At 42.4% G+C, this 1,481-nt stretch carries 1 protein-coding gene; it reads right to left on the bottom strand.

What is annotated here, in order from left to right; all coding sequences use genetic code 11:
• Window positions 1–380 precede the first annotated feature (380 nt).
• A partial coding sequence (locus M3175_RS23855) for an IS110 family RNA-guided transposase (protein WP_251524433.1) occupies window positions 381–1,481 on the bottom strand: 1,101 nt, incomplete at its 5' end.

Below are 1,481 nucleotides of genomic sequence, written 5' to 3'. Positions count from 1 at the left end.
CTCCCTCTATAAATGTTGATTTATCAACGGTTTGACCCGTTCGTGGGGTGTCAAAAAAATTTTTTTCGACACGATCCCTAACAATATTTTTATTTTATGTGAATCTATTCCAACACATGGGTACGCTACGCGGACACTACTGGTTAATAGTGGTAAGTAGTGTTAGAGAATTATGTGATGCACAATGGATCTCTGCGTAGCTTATGATGACGTACCCTCCCATGTCTCTGGGCATCAATGTGCCTACATTCCTTCGTTCGGTCTAGTCATAAGGCAGAGGCTAGCGAAGCTCCTTTAGGGACTCAAGGTCGAATGGAAAAAATATTGCCAACTTCTCCGTGTCATCCTGTTGTCTAGGTAAGTTAAGGGGATGTAGAACTTTACATAGCCTCTGCGAGACTAGGAATATCCTGCATCATTCGCTGTGCGTCAAACGCTTTGTGCTTTGTACTGATTCCATGTAACACTTTTAATAGTTTTCCGCATAGTACCACGATGGATTGCTTTTTGCTTAACGGATTAACCTTACGGTTTGTGTAATATTCATGTAGCTTTCGAAATGCTTCATTGTGACGAATCATCGGTATCATTACTCGGAAAAGTAGAGCTCGTAGATTTCTTCTACCACGTTTGGAAATGCGCTTCTGCCCTTTGTGCTGCCCAGAGGAATTTTCACGTAATGTTAGTCCCGCAAGTTTAATGATTTGGCGTGGATCTACATAGTGTGAAAAGCTACCGATTTCAGCTAATAAATCGACAATAGTAATATCTCCAAGTGCTTGAACCGTTGAGAGCCATTCGTACTCTACGGATGTTTGTACAAGTTTAACTAAGTGCTGTGTAATGCTTTCTATATCTTGTTCCAACTGGTTGTAACGGCGAACGAGTGTGGCGATTTCAATACGGGCCATCTCACGTCCCTCTGTTACTCCTATGGAGTTAGTAGCGACTTCAATGAGACGCATTGCTTTCGGTCTTTGGGGAGATTTGAGCCCCTCAACCTGGCGATAGAGATTTAAAACTTCTTCGGGTTGTTTCTGATGAAGATCACTTGGAAATGGGGTACATTCAAGTACAGCCATAGCCATCTTTCCGAATGACGGAAACACCTGAGTAAACTCAGGAAAATAGCGATCTAACCAGCGAATCATCATGTTTTTGACAGCTCCAAGTTCCTCTGTCAACTTACTTCTAAACGTTGCCCCCACACGGAGTTCAGCCTCTTTGTCTTTCAAGATACGAGGATAACTAAAGCGTCCATCTTTTATGAGACGAGCGATTACGAGCGCATCTTTACGGTCATGTTTGGTTGGCAGATTGTCATCTAACTCTTTTGACCGTTTGACGTGCATAGGGTTGACCATAGCTAGAGGGATGCCTCGTTCCTCAAGAAAATAGGCTAAATTGAGCCAATAATGACCAGTAGGTTCAATCCCAACGATGACTTCCGTTTTTTCTTGTTCTTTCATTTCAATTAGAAT

The sequence above is a fragment of the Robertmurraya korlensis genome (assembly GCF_023715225.1).
Classification (GTDB): Bacteria; Bacillota; Bacilli; order Bacillales; family Cytobacillaceae; genus Robertmurraya_A.
Note: the sequence above shows the minus strand (reverse complement) of the source record. Positions and strands in the feature narration are given on the sequence as shown.